Origin of the sequence: Meishania litoralis, assembly GCF_042611095.1 — a bacterium.
Taxonomy (GTDB): Bacteria; Bacteroidota; Bacteroidia; order Flavobacteriales; family Flavobacteriaceae; genus Meishania; species Meishania litoralis.
Window position 1 is genome coordinate 837,481 of the sequence record NZ_JBHFPV010000001.1, and the last position, 18,511, is coordinate 855,991.

The following is an 18,511-nucleotide window of genomic DNA, read 5'->3' on the forward strand; positions in this document are numbered from 1 at the left end:
AAACAAGAACAAAGGTATTTTGAAATCAGCACTGCAAAAATCGCTCATTCCAAGAACGCACGCGTTCATGGTGCAAGAATTGAAACAGCCTGTATTTGACCCCAATTGGCACTTTCATCCAGAGTATCAATTGTTTATGGTGTTGAAAGGAAAAGGAACCCGGTTCATCGGAGACCATGTCAAGCCGTTTCAAGAGGGCGATATCACTTTTCTTGGTCCAAACTTGCCCCATTTTTGGAGAAGCGATACGGAAGACTCCGCCAGTGATAGCGATATTCATGCCGAAGGCATTGTCGTTTATTTTCAAGAAGATTTTCTAGGAAAATCGTTGTTGGACAAAGAAGAGGGTATCATGTTGCGAAAACTTTTCAAAAAAAGCCTTAGAGGTTTTGACGTCACCGGTAAAACGGCTACTTCCGTACGGCGGATGCTCTTGGATTTACCTACCCTTGAAGGTTTTGATACCGTGCTAGGGCTTTTGCGTATTCTGAACCTACTTTCAAGAACCGATGACATTGAACTCTTGGCCAGTTCAGGATATACGAACACGCTACGCGAGGGAGACACGGAGAGAATGAACCGTGTTTACGCGCATGTATTGAAACATTTTAAACGAAAAATACCGATTTCGGAACTAGCGGCCTTGACGCACATGACGCCTACTTCTTTTAGTCGCTATTTCAAGACCCATGCCAACAAAACATATTCAGAGTTTGTCAGCGAAATACGTGTAGGCCATGCTTGCAAGTTATTGATCGACAAAAAAATGAACGCTTCACAGGCATGTTATGAAAGTGGATTTCGAACCCTGTCAAATTTCAACAGACAGTTCAAGGCTTTCACAAATAGAACCCCTTCGGCGTATAAAAAGCGATATGAAATGACCTGATCTCTGAATTTCCATACCATTTAAAATAGTCATGACCCCATCAAATAGTATGCGAGATGACCGGTCTGACTTATTCAGCGGTGAAATCGGTTTTCTTGGTTCGTACCGTACAACCGGTTATTTTGTTATATTGTACAGTTCATCCTTACCTTAATTTATGCTCTCTCCGATTGAAATCACCAAAAATCACAAATTCGGACAAATCGTTCGTACAGCCGATTGCCTTACGCAAAAAAAGGCTCCCAAACTGAATAAAAATTTGTTTTTCAAGCTTTTGTCAACTGTGCTTCTTGGTTTTGCCACAAGCTGTAATTTCTCGGATACCAAAGAAAATAAGGAATCGGTAACCCAAAAAAACAATTTGTACGTAGGAAGCGAGCTAGCCGTTCAGCACGGCATGGAATTGTTCAACCAACACTGCGCCAGCTGCCATAATTTTAGGGAAAACGAAATCGGTCCCAATCTAAGCGGGGTTACTTCCGAAGTACCTAAAGATTGGCTAAAGACATTTATAAAAGACCCCAAATCGGTTATCGAAAATGGCGACCCTAGGGCAAGCGCACTTTTCGAAAAATATAAACTGTACATGCCTCCCTTTTCTAATTTTAATGACGAAGAACTTGAAGACCTCTTAGGTTTCGTACGCAAGTTTTCGGAGGCCGAAAAGAAAAACAAAAGCACACGTAAAGATGGAATACTCGACCCTATCGTAGATAAAATTCCGACCGGGGACCTAAGTTTGGTTCTTGAAGAGTGGCTCACTTTACCACCAAGCTCTCAAGCAAGCCCATTGGCTCGCATAAATACGATGAGGGGTATAAAAACCCGAACGGGTGAGCGGTTGTTCTTGGCGGATCTTCGTGGAAAGTTATACGAAATAACGAACGGGAATATTAAGGTGTATCTTGACCTCAATTTGGAAGAGGATAATTTCATGGATAATCCCGGCTTCGGAACCGGACTCGGAAGTTTCGCCTTTCACCCCGATTTTGAGACCAACGGACGCTTCTATACGACCCATACCGAGCCGCCAAAAACCGCCACCGCCGATTTTGCGGTACCTGATAGCATTCGAACTACCTTGCAGTGGGTATTGACCGAATGGCAGGTCGATGATACGGCCGCTATAAAATTTAATGGCCTAAAGAGGGAAGTGTTGCGTGCCGATATGGTCACCGGCGTCCACGGATTTCAAGAACTAACTTTCAATACCACTGCGGAAAAAGGAACGGACGATTATGGCCTATTATACCTTGGTATCGGTGATGGTGGCACAGCACTGTCAGGATACCCCGAATTGTGCGATAATCCAAGAAAAATATGGGGCAGTGTATTAAGGATCGACCCTACCGGTAACAACAGCAAAAACGGCAAGTATGGTATTCCAAAAGACAACCCTTTTGTAGATCAACCCGATAAACTTGGTGAGATTTGGTGCCGGGGCTTTAGAAACCCGCACCGTATTTCATGGAATCATGATCGACCCGATCAAATGTTCATCTCCAATATCGGGCAACACAGTGTAGAGGAAGTCAACTTGGGAGAAAAGGGTGCCGATTTCGGCTGGCCCGATCGTGAGGGCACTTTTCTTTTCGACCCCAATGCGAATACCGAACTGGTTTATCCGCTTCCAAAAGACGATGCCGGTTATTCCTATCCCATAATCCAATACGATCATGATGAGGGCAATGCGGTATCAGGCGGTTTTGTTTACACGAACACTACTATTCCATTGCTAAAGGGTAAATACATTTTTGGCGACATTCCCAGAGGTACGCTTTTTTATGCTGAAACCGGTAATATGATAGAAGGCGCACAAGCTACTGTGTCAAAGTTGGGCGTAACTATGAACGGGCAAATGTCAGATATGGAGGCCATTACCCAAAACCAACGTGTAGACCTTAGATTTGGTCTCGATGGTTCCGGTAACCTCTATATTTTTACCAAAAGCAATGGCAAAGTATATAAGGTGGTCGATTGCATATCGACGTCGTTGTAATGAAGGCTTCCCTGTTTTTGTACGAAAACGGATAAGTCTTCATTGTGACCTTGCCGGCCTGGTTGCTCTAAGGCATTTTGTTTTTAATGTTCAGCAAAAAAACTTGATCGCTAAACCTTTATAGGGTTATAATAAGAAAATAAAAAAGCTCTCAAGAATTTGAGAGCTTTTTGCGGTCTGGACGGGACTCGAACCTTGCTTTGCCAGCCCTGTCGCTGTGGCACTTCTGCCAAATATCTTTTTTATTGTTGACGATTTGTGACCTAATTCCCGTGGGTTATAGTTCATTTTGATTCGTCCGATGCAAAAATAGTAATTCTTTTCAATTAATAACATTTAAAATGAATAAAATTTAAAAGTTTTAGGTCATAAAAAGTGGTAATTCATTTGAAATTTTAACTGCCCGTTAGTAGTGAAATATTCTATTGATTTACAATAACTTTCGTGGTATCAAAATCTAGTAAGGAGAGTTTATTATCATACAATATTACCGCAATTTAAACTCGTAAAATACATCCATCAAAAGACTACGGCATAAATCCAACGCTCTTTCCTTTGCTTATTTATTCCGTTTCCTTTTGAGCCAAGATTTTATCTTCCGTTTGGTTCCTGCTTAAATATTGTTTAATCTAAAATTTAAGTATTATGACAACAAAAGCAAGTATCACAAGTAGAAACGGTAAATCAAGTACAGCCGTTAAAAAGGAAGTCAAAGAAAAATTGACACAAAGAGCAATTGGACTTCAAATTCAAAACCTGAGTATTGATAAGGTCATTCCAGACCCAATGCAACCAAGAAAGACATTCAACGAAGCATTATTACAACAGCTTTCCGAGAGTATCAAAAAGCACGGTGTACTTCAACCTATTACTGTACGTAAATCTGGAAAAGAGTATGTCATTGTAATGGGCGAACGCAGGTTTCGCGCTAGTAAATTGGCCAGTAAGAAAACGATACCCTGTATCGTGAGAATGTATAAGAATAATGATGTTTTGGAAGTTCAAATCATCGAAAATCTACAAAGACAAGATGTCGAACCTACCGAAGAAGCAGAAGCAATTGCCTTTCTGAGTGAGAAATATGCACCTTCTGAAATAGCAAAACGATTGGGACGAAGTGATAATTTTATAAGACAGCGTTTGAAATTAGCTGGACTTATAGAAGGGTTTAAGCATTTTGTTCGCAAAGGGGATATGACCATTTCATTAGGGATTGGCGTTGCACTATTTGGACCAGAAGAACAGCAAATGATGCTTGAAACTATGGGCGAAGATTTCAATGCCCATCAAGTTAACAGAATGATTAAAGACCAGACCTTTGATTTAGAAAAAGCATCTTTTGATGTCGCTGACAAGAAATTGATTGCAAAAGCTGGAGCTTGTATCGAGTGTCCGTTCAATGCGGCAAATCAGGGTAATTTGTTCGGGGATGGTAAAATGGTATGTACTAAATCAGCTTGTTATGAATCGAAGAAAAGCAAGTCGTTCTTGAACCTGATTGATAAATCGAAGAAAGAAAAAATCATTCTTATTCCGGAGATACAGAAGTACTGGGCAGACGAAGAACGAAATCAGCATATTATCGCGCAACTAGAAAATAGCGGATTGAAAGTCTATCTTCTTGATGATGTGGAAATAATTGAATGTCCAATTGAACCAACCAAAGAGGCAATCAAAAAAGAGTACCAGCATTACGATTACTCTGAAGCAGAACTAAAGGAGGAATATGACAATGTCTTTGAAAACTACACAGAGGAATTGGTAACGTACAATTCTGCAAAAGAAAATGGATTTGCAAATGGTATCGTTTTCCATCCTGAAACATACAGACACAAAGAAGTCTTTGTAAAGATTATTGAGAAATCTCAAAATGAATCGACAATGCATTCAGCACCATTGGCTATCAGAAAAATGGCAGATTGCTCGCCAGAAGAACAAATCATTAAAATCAACGAACGGGAAGTCCGAAAAAAGCAGATTGAGAACAACAAACAGTTTGAAGAAGTTGTACAGATGATTAGAGAGACCAAATACATTGATACGAAGAAGACACTTTCGACAGATGAAATGGTCGCCTTTTCAATATCACTTTTTGAAAATAATGTGGACTATATGAGCCAACAAAAGTACTTCTCAAAGTTTTTGGGAACTACTTCCAAAATGACTAAGGTTGAAATGGTTCAGCACTTTAAGAAGAATTTCAAAAAGGAAATTTTCCACAAGCTAATACGGTATATACTTACCAAGCAAGTCCATTTTGGAGACAGCAATCACGTCAATAACCTAACGAACATTTCATTCTATGCTGCAATGCAAGGGTATTACAAATCTAAGATTGCCGGCATAGAAAAAGAATATGCCGAGAAGCGAAACAAGCGTGAAGAACGTTTGAAAGAGCGTATCACAGTTCTTGAAAAGCAAATTCAGGAACTTAAAGATTAGCTTTTGTTGTTTGAAGAAGGGTTGGCATTCGTGCTGGCTCTTCTTCTTTTTTTTGATAATACTTTAATAAAAATGGTTATGAAGTAGAATAATAATCAATCAATAGTAGCGCAAAGGTAAACTCGTAAAATACACCCATCAAAAGACTACGGCATAAAGCCAACGCACCATCCTTTACTTATTTATTCCGTTTCCTTTTGAGCTGAGATTTTAGCTTCCGTTAGGGTTACCGCCCAAATATTGTTTAATCTAAATTCAAAAGCTATGTATTTACAAAATTTACAGCAGGATGAAATCTTTGTTCCATCAGAAATGAAATCCTTAAAAACACTTACGCAGATGGAATCTCGACGTGGGCTTGAAAACGTCATTATTTCCAATGGAAAAATTGTCAATGTAGTATCAAACAGCTACGGACACATTCCAAATCAATTGTTCTTCAAGAAAGCTGAAGAAATGCTATCCGATGCACAACTGAACTATCACAAACGTACCATCAATAAAAATGATAGGTCTTTCATTACAGACTTCATTATTGACGATAAAAGTCAATTCTCTGTGAAAAATAAAGAGGATTTGATACTGCCGATGCTTCGGTTTAAAAACTCTTATGATGGTAGCGAAAAGACCTCTGGCCACTTTGGTTTTTACAGAAAAGTATGTTCCAATGGTTTGCACGTTTCTCAGGCAGAAATCGAGTTTTCAATTAAGCACAGTAAGAATAATACACACCTTATTATGCCAAGGTTGAACAACTTATTTGACAAGTTTTTGAATAATGAGTTCTATACCATTACCAAGAAATTTGATAAGATGAAAGAATTTAAAATCATCGATACACAAGAGTTCGTAAAGGCCATTCTTGACAAAACTAAACTGTTTAGATACGAGTGTAGTGATAAGAATAGTGACCCTTCAAAAAAGTCTCGTGAGGTCATTGAGATTTTGAATTACGAAGTCTTGTTACTTAATGAAGAACCGAATCTATGGTTAGGCTACAATGCTTTTAACTCGGTACTGCATAATACATTGAAGAAAAGTTTTGGCCAACAAGAACGATGGGATAAGAAATTATTCGATGAAGTCTATGAAATGGCTTAGAGATATTTAAAGGTTTATCCAGTACCTATCTAAACTGGATTTTTTCTTACATCTACATCTACATTCAATATTCGATTTAAGAAATAGTTCCTAACAAAAAATTGAGAACATTTAGTTCATTAGCGGTGCTTCTAGAACCAACAAGCCCGCAAATAAATTGCGGGCTAAAATACCTTCGTATCTGCGGATAGAGAGAGATTCGAACTCTCGGTACAGTTTCCCGTACGCCTGAGCTTCAATCAGGAGCCTTAGACCACTCAGCCATCTATATTTTGACCCGTAATTTATCCTTTCTTTGAATAAACTGGCTTGAGATAACTAGTTCTAAAGCCATTGGGCGTTAAGTTATGTATTCCTAATAAATCTGCAATTTCCTTAGTTGTAGCCGCCGTAAATCCTGAATTATTGATTCCATCAACAAATCTTCTTAAATTATCCTTCAATAAATTTAAAGATTCTTCATCAATGACACGGGTGTTTTCGCTGGTATTTACATTCCAACCTTTAATGTTCGGCGGTTGTAATGTAACCAAATTATGATTAGCTGCTGGTCCATATAAATTCTTAAACCATTCACCAGAGCCTAAAAGTTGATTGATATTGTCCCTTGTTATAACATCGTGGATGGCTCTCGATTTTGCTTCGAGCACTAAGTAATGCTGGTCGGTCATCACCCATAGAACATCTGGTCCATTTCCAAATTCAGCTTCTGGTTCTTGTGTATAAAAACCAATTAAACTTCCAATTTCTGCCAATGCATTTTCAAACTTTGTATGCGGTATGTCTTGACTAAAACTAAGATTTTCAAAGAGACTTTCAATATACATTTTAAAGTCTTGGGATGTTTCAAAGCGCTTAACAAAAGTAAGTGCCTGAATCGCTTGTTCTTCATTAGCAGTAATCTTAGTATAACTGTGCCCATTTTTAGACTGAAGCATATGAGAAGTCGTTTGGGCAGCTTTTAATTGTAAATCATTCGATTTCGGAGCATTATCAAGGAATAAATAATTTGCAGACTTTTCAAAGTACCATCCGCGCTGCTTGGAAGTTAAATCAACAGAGTCAACAATATCCTTTAAAATAAGGTTACTCGCACCTTCATAATCCCTTCTTCTGAATTGGTCTATAGCTTTCGACTCTACGTCTGCAATTTCCAAATTTTTCAAAATACGGTCATCTGTTTTATCGACTTCGATTTTTGATAAAATATCTGAGTGGTATTCTCGCCAACTCATATCTTGTACTAAGCATAGGCTTGCTGTTTCTTTAATTGTTTCTAGAGCATTGTCTTTCGATTCTTCATCTAATAGGGAAAGCCCCAATTTAAGTTGTTCCCTAGTAACAGGCGTGAAGTATTGAAGATTAGATTTGTTACCTACAAATTGTAGTAGGTCTTTACCCATTAGAAATACCGTACAGTAATCACTTCCAGACCGTACAGCTCTACCTAATCCTTGCTCTATTATCTGTGCTTTGAGGGAGGCTTTGACAGATTCTAAACGGAGTTCTGCATATAGCTGTTCGTAAGAGCTAAAAGATGGGTAACCGTCAAGAATGAGTACTCTACACATATCCCCATTTAAGTCAACCCCATCATATCTGTTGACTAACACATAAAACAACCCTTTTTTTTCTTTTAATTTCCCAATGTCTGTATTAATACTATCATTTTTTAAAATTTCAGCCCCAATATCTTCCCACTTAGCAGCTCTTTCTGAGGAAGGTGTCAATACCATTACATTAATTCCAGATTTAGAATAATCTCTTGCTAAGGTCATTATCTGCTCATCGACTATTCTGGAATCAAAACGTTGTGGAGCAAGTATTAACCGCTGACCAACATCTTTACGGTCTTTTGGTATCAAAGCATTTTTGATGCTGTTTTTGTCAATTCCCAAGTCTTTAATCAAATCTATTTGGTCTTCAAATGTGGCAGATAAAATATATCTATGTTTGGCCTCATTGAAGGCTCTTACATTATGGAATGGAACATAAGCTGGTGCTATTTCAATCCCTCTGGGACCGACATAACAATCATATGATTTAAGGTCGTCGGCAATTAATCCCCATTTGAAAAATAACTCGTCGTCATCACTAAACTCACCTATGAGTTCTATTAATTCATCATTACGTGAAAGCCAAGACCAATAAGGTACTTTCAATATTTTAGCATACGGGTCGCCCTGTATCAATCTGTGATAAGTACCTGGTGCTTGATATTTCAAATCGCCTTTGAATAATTTCAATAATCTCTTTGCTAAATCGTGACCAAATGGAATTAGTAATGTAGTTGCATCTCTAGCTATATCCAAACAGACGTGTGCATCATCGAGAACAATAGAACCAACATCAATATTGTCCCTCTCAAAAATTGAACGGGAATTGAATAATTTTTGGAATGTACATAGAAGTATTGCTTTTGAGTTTAGAAAGTCATCAGGAAATACACTTCTTTGTCCTGCGTATTCTACTTCACAAACAGGTATTCCATATAAATTTGCTTGAATCTTTGCTTGTTCTAATAGTTGCTTATCAGGGCATAAATATAAACTAGGTCCAACACCTTCAACCATTTTCGAATACAACATTAAAAGGCTAACCAAAGTTTTTCCAGAACCCGTATTCATTTTGCAAAGTACATCACGTTGTTCACGTATTTTATGCCAAGAGTTTAATACCTCTTCCTGTATTCCACGTAAATAAGCGTATCCTTCCTTATGGAACAAAGTTTGGAAAAGTTCAATTGGTTCAAAGTTGAGTTCCTTTGGGGTAGTATCTTCTAGTTTTTTCTTAAAAATATTCATTAATAATCAGATTCTATTAGCTTGATAATGTAATAAAATTTAACATATAACTATAAGGAATATTTATTTTGTTTTGAGAAAATTTTATCTAAACTGAACTGACCAATAAATAGATTCAGAAATTTCATAATCCACTCAGCACATTCCCCTTCATTTCGCGAAAAGCTACATTTCGGAAAAAGAGCTTCGGTACATAAGTCTTGGACACAATCCCCAATTTCAGCTTTCCATTCCGTTAACCCTTCCCGATGCTCTGGGAAGGAACACTACATTCCATAGCCAAAATTGTGAATTAAGTCCGCTTGCCAAAGCGGAAAGCCATCACTTCGGTTTTCTTAACAGAATTTGCGGTAAGCCCTTCTTGAGTGCTTCCTAGAAAATTCTTAAAAACCGAACCGCTGTCTTACACATTTTAAGGGGTTTATAATGGATAAAGCCTTTATTGTTTTTCGGGTCGTCGAAAAACAGGCACGACATAACCAATTCTAATTTAACCACAGCTACTTATTTCGCTTAACTGTCGGTACGCTCAAACGCAACTGCGTTTAAAAGAATTGCTAATGCCCTTATGGAACTTGTCAAGACTATACAGAGTTTTAGTGAAAAATAAGGTTTCTACTTCCTTGAAAATCCAAGGATTTTACTACGTCGCAAACACACCTGATTTTACCTTAAAAGTCTTGACAAAACCCACTCTATCCATTGTGCGGTGCACGAAAGAAAAGAACAAACACCCCTTAAAATTTAATCTGTTTTAAATCAATAGGGGAAATATGAATCACTTAAATATTTTATTATGAGTACTATTAAAAATCACGTACAGTTAATTGGAAACGTTGGACAAGAACCAACAATTACGAACCTTGAAAGCGGAAAGAAAGTAGCCCGTTTTTCATTAGCCACAAATGAGTATTACAAAGACAGCAAAGGCGAAAAACAAACAGATACAAATTGGCATACAATTGTAGCCTGGGGCAAGACTGCTGAAATAGTAGAAAAGTATGTTCAAAAAGGCAAAGAAGTTGGAATATCGGGAAAACTAAAAACTCGAAGCTATACAACTGATGATAACGAACAACGCTATGTAACGGAAGTGGTAGCTGATGAAATCCTTTTACTTGGAAGTAAAGGCGATAAGTAAACCTAAAATGAAAGAGGGCGTAACAGTCGAAAGATGCGCCCTCTTTTTCATTATTCACATTTTAAATACTATAAACAATGAAAGCACAAGTTAACGAAATAAAAATAAGCTACAAAGGTGGACTGAAATCTTCAATGTGGCAGAAAATTAGCAGTTCACAAGATGCAGCTGAACTACTTTATGAAGATTGGGATAAAGATACCATAGGCATACAAGAAACCTTTAAAGTTGTATTGTTGAACAACAGCAATAAGGTAAAAGGGGTTTATCAACTTTCACAAGGTGGAATTACAAGTACGCTAATAGACCTTCGGATATTGTTTGCGGTTATTTTAAAATCTCTATCAGTAGCTATAATTTTAACGCACAATCACCCAAGTGGAAAATTACAACCTAGTGATGCAGATAAGAATTTAACGAACAAGATTAAAAAGGCTTCCAAACTATTCGACATTACCATTCTTGACCATTTGATATTTGCGCCTAATGGCGATTACTATAGTTTTTCTGATAACGGAATTTTGTAAAATAAACAGCTATGGTATATCTCAATTTTACAGACTTGAGCGAAGAGGCTCAAAACCGACTTTTAGAAAATTCTAAAAAAGATGTGGAACGAAAATTTGGGGATGCTATCCGTAAATACGTAAAGGAAAATTATATCTGTTTTGAAACGGTAATTGAGGAAGAAGCACTTCGGAATTTGTATTCTTACACATACGTATTCAATGTATAATTTTGTCAATTTTTAAATCCGACACCTCTCAATTTATTGGAGGTGTTTTTGTATGCAATTCATATCCAATTCAAGAAAAAAAATGTATCTTTACATTGCTGAAATTCAGCGCACAAATTAAAGTAAGGTTATCCAATTTTTGACTTTCGCCGATACGCTTACACATCGAAATTAAACATACTGGAAAATCATTTTCCTTGAAAATGGCAATCGGCTTTTTAGCCGGATTGTATGGATTTTTGTCCCGCGAGCGGGACGAAAAGGAATAGCAAGAGGGTAACACGCTGCGCGATGTTTCGGATTCCTTTTCGTTTTTAATTACCTGAAAATCAGTTAATTAAATTTATTATAATTTCTTAACAATCAATGATTTGCGACAAACGGGCTGGGAACGCCCATTTTTAGGGAAGATTTTGCGACAAATCGGCGAAATATGGACTCATTTACTGGAATTAGATTTAAAAAGGAAACCGCAAAACGTTTCCAAACTTTCTCACGCACTTACTTCAAATCGCACACCGAAGCAATGTCCACAATGCTGGATTTTTTCTTCTACAATGAAATTTCGCCAAAGGAAAAATTAGGACCGACTGGACGTACAATTGAAGCTAAATTACTCAAAAGAATAAATGCGGTCATTGCCATAATGCGGGATGTCGAAAAGACCCAAACCAAACCTACAGTGGCTATGATTCAATCTCTTTTTGAAACAGAAGAACCAACCAAAAAACCGCTGATTGTAGAAAAGAAATATGCCGAAGAAAAGAAGGAAGTCCGTTTTCGAGAAAAGCAAAACACAAGTAATCAACTCTAATTTTTTGAGCTATGTATATCACAATCACACCGCAAAAATTAGGCAACAATTATTCACAAAGTTCGGCTGATTTTGTAGGCTATTTAGAGAAAGAAAATCAAGGCTTGGAACAACACGATATGGAACACTTTTTCAATCAATATGGCGATGAGATTTCCACTGAAGAAGTAGTCAGAGAAATTGATGGAAACACCGCAAAATTAAAAAAGAAAGAACCCAAGTTTTATTCGATTACGGTCAGTCCTTCAAAATATGAATTACGAAAACTTCAGAACAACAGCCAAGATTTAAAAACCTACACTCGTGAATTGATGAAGGATTATGTGGCTTCATTCAATAGGGAAATTAATGGGCGACCCATAACCATCGATAACATAAAATACTATGCTAAAATAGAACACCAACGCACATTTAAAGGAACGGATAAGAAGATAAAAGAAAATCAACCTTTTGCTACAAAAATACTTCAGCTCAAAACGGATGTTCGAAATATTCAAGAAGGACGAGCTGAAGGAAATATTAAAACGATGAAAAAGGAAATTGCTAGACTGGAACGGCAAGCCCCACATCAACAAAATGGAAAACGGATTGTCCAGGGAATGAGAAAGGATGGAAACCAAAGCCATATCCATATCATCGTGAGCAGGAAGGATGCTTCTAATTCGGTCAGTCTTTCCCCAGGAAGTAAGCACAAAGCTTCTGAGGTTGAAATGCACGGCAAAAACGTAAAGCGAGGGTTTGATAGAAACAAATTTTTTGAGAAAGCAGAAAAGACATTTGACAAGACTTTTGGCTATAAACGAAACTTTGCCGAGACCTATAAGGCACGAAAGGATTTTGTAAAAAACCCTAAGCTATATTTTGCTGCTTTGATGAAATTACCATCTAACGAAAGAGCATTGGCTTTCAAAATGATGACGAAAACGGGATTGCCAATCGTTCCTAGTATTCCCGTTAGTCAAGCGCAAATTGCATTGCGGGTTTTCAAACGTTTAAGACGTGGCGCTGAAGTGGCCATCAAATCTAGTTCCATCGGAATCTAATTGGTATGGAGATAGATAATGTCATAACAATACTTTCAATTATTGGTTTGACCAGTACTGTTTTCTATGCGATGTTTCGAGTAAGCAAGTATGCGTTTCTTTTGAATATCGCAATGCTTTCATTTCTCATATTCTCTATTTCTGAAGGGAATGAATTAGTATTGATACTTCTTTATTTGGCGTGTCCTCTAATGCTAATCAATACAGGATTGTATGTTTTTCTGCATAAAACTGAGAACTCTCAAAATAGTAATACTAAATACCAAGTAAATTTTGGTACGAAGAAAGGAAACTTCAAATTAGATAATATTAAACGTGGCGCATCCGTCATCGGATCCGCCGGAAGCGGAAAAACCGAAAGTGTCGTTTATGGATTTCTAAGACATTTTCGGAAAGAGAGTTTTTGCGGAATTATTCACGACTATAAAGATTTTGAGCTGACCGAAATGGCTTATCCACTATTCAAGGATAGTGATATACCGTTTAAGGTCATTTCCTTCGATAAAATCATCCATAGGGTAAATCCTATTGCACCAAGCTATATAGAGAACGAGGAAAGCGTAAATGAAGTTTCTAGGGTGCTTATTGAAAACCTTTTGGAACAACGGGAAAGCGGAACTACAGGAACAACAAAATTCTTTAACGATGCAGCTGAAGGTTTGATAGGTGGATTGATTTGGAAACTAAAAACCGACTATCCCAAATACTGTACATTACCTCATTTAATAGCGATTTATCAATTATTGGATACTGATAGCCTTATCCAGTTTTTGGAAACCAATACCACATCGAGAGCAATGGCAGATGCTTTTATTAGTGGTAAGGATTCTGATAGGCAGACAGCTGGTGTAAAAAGCACATTGGCCAATGCCCTGAAAAGAATTAGTACACAACGCATTTTTATGGCACTATCCGCAGATGATGTTCCATTGAATATCAATAGCGAAGAAAATCCTGCAATAATTTCCGTAGTAAACAATCCAAAATATGAAACGTCTTATTCGCCTGTAATTGCTACCATTATTCACACCATTACCAAACAAATGAGCGTGCGAAATTCTAAACCTTCATTTTTGTTGATGGAAGAAGCACCAACCATACGATTATTAAATATGCACCGAATCCCTGCAACTTTGCGTAGTTATGATATTGCTACCATTTATGTAATGCAGGACAAAATTCAGAATGATATGATGTATGGGGATAAGGCAAGCAAGGCGATTTTGAGTAATTTGTCCTATCAGTTTTTCGGTAAGGTCAATGACCCTGACACAGCCAAATATTACGAACGCTTTTTTGAAATCATCAAAGACCCAACTAAAAGTATAAGTCGTGGGCATAATCTTGATTTTGATACACGGATTACGACTGGAGAAAAGGAAATTCCGAAAATTAGAGCAGATGTTTTCTTTAGGTTAAAGCAAGGCGAGTTTATTACTTATGCAGATGGTAAAGATAAAAAGGTGCAGTTTAAATTGGCTGACATTCTACGAGAATTACCAATGGTATCAAAACCGTTTTCTCAGGCTGATTTAGAGGCTAATTTTGAGAGAGTTTATGTGGAAGCGAAGTCGATATTTGAGTAATATTTCTGTACTGAGGTTAATTAAGGCCCGAATAATAATATTATTAATGAATTAGTTCGTGAAGCAAATGAATGATTTATCCAAATTTTTGGAATATGTCCAAATAATAGTAAAACTTCGATTATCAAAATCGCAAAATCATTTGTACCTTTGGAATTAATTTAGTATGTAACTAACTATCAGATATTTTGGACAACTTTCGATATGATTGATTTTGATATAATAGAAAATTTAGGCTTGGACAAGGCCGTCTCTGTTACTTCGGAATCCAATCAAATTTCTGAAAGTCAGTTAGTTATAATCAATCAAGTGAAAGACTTCGGAATTGATGAAATCTATTTCAGTACCGACGAAAATCATAATAGTTATCCTGCAGTTTTTTTAAAAAAAGTTGAAAAATTTGATGACCGTGCACTTCATCAAGTTGCAAAGACTCAAAAAAAAATCTGGAACTTCAAAAAGGTAATTTTTCTATACGTTTATTCGGAAACTGAAATCCGTATTTACAATTGTGCTGAGAAACCTCTTATAATCAAATCAGATGATTTTGACTATAAGAAGGAGCTTAAAACACTCGAAATTGAGTCTTACGAGTTCAAGGATAAAAACAAGCTCAAACAACTTCAAAACCTTTTTTCCACCATTGCCATTGATACAGGTATCATATGGACATTGGAAGAAGCGTTCGAGATTAGAAAGAAAATAAGCCTTCAACGAAGGGTTGATAAATATCTTGTAGAGAGCCTTACTTATACTGCTAGGCAACTACAGGCAGAAGGATTAGAAATAAACCTTATCCATAAAATAATAATGCGTTCTCTATTTCTTTTGTATTTAGAAGATAGAGGTGCAACTGATGAAAAATTTTATTCTGAAATAAAAAAAGGTGCAAAGTCTTACTTCGACATTTTGGACGATGCAGATAAAACATATTCTCTTTTTAAGAAATTAGAAGAATATTTTAACGGTAATGTTTTTACTGTAGATAGCAATGAGTCAATCTCTAGGGAACATTTAAAAATTATTCAAAAGTGTTTTATCAACGGCAATGATAATTCCTTACAGCAGAATCTTTTTGAAGATTTACGCCTGTTCGATTTTAGCATTATTCAAATAGAATTGCTGAGTGAAATTTATGAGAATTTCCTTGCTGAAATAAACCCTACTTTAAAGCAAGACACAGGTACTTATTACACACCGCCTTCCCTAGTTGAACTCATATTGAATGAGAAATTACCAATCTCTAGGACAGAAAAAGAATTTAATGTTAAGGTATTAGACCCTACTTGTGGTTCTGGGATTTTTTTAGTTGAAAGTTTTAAACGTCTGGTCAAACGTCACGAAAATGCCAATTCAGAAAAGCTTACAGACTTTAATGAGCTGAAGAAGCTGTTGACGGATAATATATTTGGTATAGAGATACACCCTCAGTCCATCAAGGTAGCAGCTTTTAGTCTTTATTTGGCTTTGGTAGACAACTTGAATCCTAAGACAATTTGGCAAAATAAAGACTATCGCTTACCATATCTGATAAATGACCCTTCGGATGATACTCTAGTTGAACAAGGCAATAATTTGTTTCGTTCAGATACTATAAAGGAGAATCCAGAAATAGAAAAAATTGATTTTGATTTAGTTGTAGGGAATCCGCCTTTTGGCACTAAGAACCTATCCCAATCTATTCGAGATTATAGTGATAAATATGGGTTCGCAAAAGAGATGGTTCTTCCATTTCTTCATAAGGCAACAAAGTTCTCTGATAATGGAGAAATTGCCTTGATTTTCAATACCAAAATCCTTACCAATACCAAAATAACATATCAAAATTTCAGGAAGTGGCTTTTCAATGAGTGCTATGTAGAGAAAATATATAATTTCTCGATTTTACGAAATGCACCTAAAGATTTTGGTGGTCAATTGTTTGGTTCAGCAACTGGACCAATCAGTATTGCATTTTATAGAAAAAGTCAACCGAAGAAAAAATCTGACACAATTATCTATTATGCCCCTAAGACTTACATTAAATCCAATGTTATAGAAGGTGTTAGCATTGATGGCACAGATTTGAAATATCTTCCACGGGAAGAATGCAAAAAACCAACTTCAAAAATTTGGAAAATTGCAATGTGGGGTGGAATTGGAGATATAAATTTAATACAAAAACTAAATGCTTCAGACAATCTAGAACAGTTCATTTCGGATGAAAAAATTGACAGAGGCTCTGGATTACAGTTTTTGAATAATTCCACTAAAAACCCTAAAGTAGATAACGAAATTCCAAATAGATACATTACCCCTAAGAATATTAGACGTTACGTTTCATATTCATTTTCAGATTTGAATTCTGGGCTTACTCAACGGTCAAAAGAAATATATGCTAAGCATTATGGCGTTCAGGTAGAGGACTTACCTACAATTAATGTATTTAGACGCGTGGGAGCGAAAAAGACTTATTTTGCACCGCATATTTTAATTAAAGAAGGTCTTTCCAATTGGAAAATTTGTGCTTCTTATGAAGATGAAGCCTGTTCGTTTAATAGTAAAGTTCTAGGTCTTAGTCATACCGATTCAAAAGTACTTAAAGGGTTAACTTGTTTTATAAATTCAAAACTTGCTTATTATTATCTTTTCTTATGTTCAGCATCTATCGGAATAGAAAGAGAAGAAATCAAACCTAACGAAGTTTATCGACTACCATTTTCTTTGTCTAAAAAGAACTTATATCATCTTGCTGATATTTACGACAGGATGATAATTGATGAATCTAAAATTTTCAACACAAATACAAAAAAGTTTGAACAAGAGATTGATAATTATATATCTAAATGTTTTGACTTTTCAATCGATGAAAGCTTAATTGTAGACAATTTTGTGGAATTTACAATTCCATTATTAATTAAGAGGTATCAATATGTTCTTGGTCCAACTAACAAAGATGAAATTCAAGATTATGCCTTAAAGGTTTCACAGCATTTAAATGACTTTTTACAAAATCAGAATCTCTATGCTAATTGTACTGTTTATGAAAACATAAGTCATTTTTCACCTTTAATGATAACCAAGGTTACATTTGGAGATTCTGAAATGGAAGTTTCAATATCTAGCGTGAATATACACGACATATTGCGAGACTTGGATAAAGAATTATGGCAAAAGAAAGCAACCAACATCTATTTCAGAAAAAAATTAAATTATAAAACAGGCAACGAGATTTTTATTGTTCGTCCCAATCAGAGGCGATTCTGGACTCAATCGATGGCGATTGAAGATGCTTCAGAATTAATACTGGAAATTCTTAATGAAGTATAGTAGATGGGATTAAACAAAGTAATAGTTGCCAGCTTCAAAAGAGGCTTTGAAGAAAAATGCTTTCAGCTGATAACAGAATCTTATGTTTCAGCTATGGAAACCAAGGTCATCAAACTCAACTGGGATGAAAATGACATTACTTCGGAATTGCACGAACACATTAAGGAAAACCCACTAAGATTAAAGTGGAGTATAGTTACGAATGTTGAGCAGCACTTACCAAAAGATGGTATAAAAAAGGAAAAGGGTTTTGCAGCGAAACTGCCTAGGATAGACCTTAGATTGGTAACCATAAATTCGTCTTTAGAGTATGAATACCATATGGAAGCCAAAAATCTTAAGGAAAAAGATTCTGGTTTAAAACGACGTTATATTGATACCGGAATTAACAGTTTTGTTTCTAAGAAATATGAGAACGGATGCCTACTTGGATATGTCCTAGCAGGAGCTTTACATAAGACTGTGTACGGTATAAACAAGCTTCTAAAGAAAGATGATAGAGAGCCTGAGTTTTTAAAGCCTAAACCATATCACTTACACGATAAGCATTATGAATCAGAGCACCCTGACGATATGAGAATAAAACATTTTATGTTTGATTTTACGGCTTTAAATAGTGCCTAAAAGTTCATCTATTTTATCCTCTA

The 18,511-nt window shown here is 36.3% G+C and carries 13 protein-coding genes and 1 tRNA gene; 12 read left to right on the top strand and 2 right to left on the bottom strand.

Annotated elements, in window-relative coordinates; all coding sequences use genetic code 11:
* Positions 1 to 19: 19 nt before the first annotated feature.
* From ACEZ3G_RS03765 to ACEZ3G_RS03780, 4 genes are all read left to right on the top strand, one after another.
* Positions 20 to 889, top strand: a complete 870-nt coding sequence (locus ACEZ3G_RS03765; RefSeq protein WP_432424141.1) for an AraC family transcriptional regulator — start codon at positions 20 to 22, stop codon at positions 887 to 889.
* 283 nt (positions 890 to 1,172) lie between these two features.
* On the top strand, positions 1,173 to 2,888 hold the full coding sequence (locus tag ACEZ3G_RS03770; protein ID WP_432425141.1) for a PQQ-dependent sugar dehydrogenase: 1,716 nt from the start codon (positions 1,173 to 1,175) through the stop codon (positions 2,886 to 2,888).
* A gap of 645 nt (positions 2,889 to 3,533) precedes the next feature.
* Entirely contained in the window at positions 3,534 to 5,330 is a 1,797-nt protein-coding gene (locus ACEZ3G_RS03775; protein ID WP_340200709.1) for a ParB/RepB/Spo0J family partition protein, read from the top strand.
* A 264-nt stretch (positions 5,331 to 5,594) separates the two neighbouring features.
* The gene (locus tag ACEZ3G_RS03780) at positions 5,595 to 6,431 is read left to right on the top strand and encodes a DUF932 domain-containing protein (protein WP_340200711.1); all 837 of its coding nucleotides are present in this window, start codon (positions 5,595 to 5,597) and stop codon (positions 6,429 to 6,431) included.
* A gap of 184 nt (positions 6,432 to 6,615) precedes the next feature.
* On the opposite strand, the gene ACEZ3G_RS03785 is transcribed toward ACEZ3G_RS03780, so the two are convergent.
* Together ACEZ3G_RS03785 and ACEZ3G_RS03790 are read right to left on the bottom strand one after the other, a co-directional pair.
* Positions 6,616 to 6,700, bottom strand: a tRNA-Phe gene (locus tag ACEZ3G_RS03785).
* A 15-nt stretch (positions 6,701 to 6,715) separates the two neighbouring features.
* The gene (locus ACEZ3G_RS03790; protein WP_340200713.1) at positions 6,716 to 9,235 is read right to left on the bottom strand and encodes a DEAD/DEAH box helicase; all 2,520 of its coding nucleotides are present in this window, start codon (positions 9,233 to 9,235) and stop codon (positions 6,716 to 6,718) included.
* Between the two features lie 796 nt (positions 9,236 to 10,031).
* Between ACEZ3G_RS03790 and ACEZ3G_RS03795 the strand changes: the two genes are divergently transcribed.
* The 8 genes from ACEZ3G_RS03795 (at position 10,032) to ACEZ3G_RS03830 (ending at position 18,488) form a co-directional block, all read left to right on the top strand.
* Positions 10,032 to 10,376, top strand: a complete 345-nt coding sequence (locus tag ACEZ3G_RS03795; RefSeq protein ID WP_246906069.1) for a single-stranded DNA-binding protein — start codon at positions 10,032 to 10,034, stop codon at positions 10,374 to 10,376.
* A gap of 77 nt (positions 10,377 to 10,453) precedes the next feature.
* On the top strand, positions 10,454 to 10,903 hold the full coding sequence (locus ACEZ3G_RS03800) for a JAB domain-containing protein (protein WP_303507660.1): 450 nt from the start codon (positions 10,454 to 10,456) through the stop codon (positions 10,901 to 10,903).
* Between the two features lie 11 nt (positions 10,904 to 10,914).
* On the top strand, positions 10,915 to 11,112 hold the full coding sequence (locus tag ACEZ3G_RS03805; protein ID WP_246906063.1) for a hypothetical protein: 198 nt from the start codon (positions 10,915 to 10,917) through the stop codon (positions 11,110 to 11,112).
* 433 nt (positions 11,113 to 11,545) lie between these two features.
* On the top strand, positions 11,546 to 11,926 hold the full coding sequence (locus ACEZ3G_RS03810) for a BfmA/BtgA family mobilization protein (protein WP_062054296.1): 381 nt from the start codon (positions 11,546 to 11,548) through the stop codon (positions 11,924 to 11,926).
* A gap of 11 nt (positions 11,927 to 11,937) precedes the next feature.
* Positions 11,938 to 12,969, top strand: a complete 1,032-nt coding sequence (gene mobB / locus ACEZ3G_RS03815) for a MobB family relaxase (protein ID WP_340200720.1) — start codon at positions 11,938 to 11,940, stop codon at positions 12,967 to 12,969.
* Between the two features lie 5 nt (positions 12,970 to 12,974).
* Positions 12,975 to 14,555, top strand: coding sequence for a type IV secretory system conjugative DNA transfer family protein (locus tag ACEZ3G_RS03820; RefSeq protein WP_432424142.1), 1,581 nt, complete (start codon positions 12,975 to 12,977; stop codon positions 14,553 to 14,555).
* Positions 14,556 to 14,759: 204 nt separating this feature from the next.
* Positions 14,760 to 17,864: an HsdM family class I SAM-dependent methyltransferase gene (locus ACEZ3G_RS03825; RefSeq protein ID WP_432424143.1), complete on the top strand. Its 3,105-nt coding sequence runs from the start codon at positions 14,760 to 14,762 to the stop codon at positions 17,862 to 17,864.
* A gap of 3 nt (positions 17,865 to 17,867) precedes the next feature.
* A complete protein-coding gene (locus ACEZ3G_RS03830) occupies positions 17,868 to 18,488 on the top strand; it encodes a hypothetical protein (protein WP_432424144.1) in 621 nt (206 codons plus the stop codon).
* The last annotated feature ends 23 nt before the right edge of the window (positions 18,489 to 18,511 follow it).

What these genes read in the sequence shown, in the direction of transcription:
- ACEZ3G_RS03775 (WP_340200709.1), top strand. Translation starts at nt 3,534, where the DNA reads ATGACAACAAAAGCAAGTATCACAAGTAGAAACGGTAAATCAAGTACA.
- ACEZ3G_RS03780 (WP_340200711.1), top strand. Translation starts at nt 5,595, where the DNA reads ATGTATTTACAAAATTTACAGCAGGATGAAATCTTTGTTCCATCAGAA.
- ACEZ3G_RS03790 (WP_340200713.1), bottom strand. Translation starts at nt 9,235, where the DNA reads ATGAATATTTTTAAGAAAAAACTAGAAGATACTACCCCAAAGGAACTC.
- ACEZ3G_RS03795 (WP_246906069.1), top strand. Translation starts at nt 10,032, where the DNA reads ATGAGTACTATTAAAAATCACGTACAGTTAATTGGAAACGTTGGACAA.
- ACEZ3G_RS03800 (WP_303507660.1), top strand. Translation starts at nt 10,454, where the DNA reads ATGAAAGCACAAGTTAACGAAATAAAAATAAGCTACAAAGGTGGACTG.
- ACEZ3G_RS03805 (WP_246906063.1), top strand. Translation starts at nt 10,915, where the DNA reads ATGGTATATCTCAATTTTACAGACTTGAGCGAAGAGGCTCAAAACCGA.
- ACEZ3G_RS03810 (WP_062054296.1), top strand. Translation starts at nt 11,546, where the DNA reads ATGGACTCATTTACTGGAATTAGATTTAAAAAGGAAACCGCAAAACGT.
- mobB (WP_340200720.1), top strand. Translation starts at nt 11,938, where the DNA reads ATGTATATCACAATCACACCGCAAAAATTAGGCAACAATTATTCACAA.
- ACEZ3G_RS03820 (WP_432424142.1), top strand. Translation starts at nt 12,975, where the DNA reads ATGGAGATAGATAATGTCATAACAATACTTTCAATTATTGGTTTGACC.
- ACEZ3G_RS03825 (WP_432424143.1), top strand. Translation starts at nt 14,760, where the DNA reads ATGATTGATTTTGATATAATAGAAAATTTAGGCTTGGACAAGGCCGTC.
- ACEZ3G_RS03830 (WP_432424144.1), top strand. Translation starts at nt 17,868, where the DNA reads ATGGGATTAAACAAAGTAATAGTTGCCAGCTTCAAAAGAGGCTTTGAA.